This window comes from Microbulbifer sp. 2205BS26-8 (genome assembly GCF_030731025.1).
GTDB classification, from domain to species: domain Bacteria; phylum Pseudomonadota; class Gammaproteobacteria; order Pseudomonadales; family Cellvibrionaceae; genus Microbulbifer; species Microbulbifer spongiae.
Genome location: NZ_JAVAMR010000198.1, coordinates 1 through 424, shown reverse-complemented (window position 1 = coordinate 424; position 424 = coordinate 1). Strand labels below are relative to the sequence as shown.

The 424-nt window shown below is 53.3% G+C and carries 1 protein-coding gene; it reads right to left on the bottom strand.

Features of this window, described 5'->3' with window-relative positions; translation table 11 throughout:
• On the bottom strand, positions 1–354 hold a 354-nt coding region (locus Q5Y71_RS17245), incomplete at its 3' end, for a 3TM-type holin (RefSeq protein ID WP_306043301.1).
• Positions 355–424 lie beyond the last annotated feature (70 nt).

Genomic DNA, 424 nt, shown 5'->3' with positions numbered 1-424 from the left:
TGCCTTTTCGGTACTGCGCCCCAGGACATATCCACCGAGGCCGATCTTTACGATCTCCAAAAGGGCTAGGGTTTGGTCTTCACTAAGGTTTTCTGCCGTGTATCCCAACCAATGCGCCACGACCAAACCGACAAACGTCAACATCGTCAGTGGGCGCCAGCACCGTTGTAGCCAGCTATCTCCACCAGCCTCAGCGGTGATGATGCTGGTGGCTGATTCCAGCTCTTTCAGGTCCATAGAGATCAGTTGGCTGTCAATCTGAGCCTTGAGCCGGTTGGCCTCTGTTTTGTCTGGGAACGCTTTGTCGATGGCCTTGCCAATCAGGTTAGAGATGGCAGTTAGGGCAGAAATCATCAGTAGCTCCAGGGGTACGGCTTCAAAGTTATCCAGACATAAAAAAACCGGCTCAGGGGCCGGTTTGGGT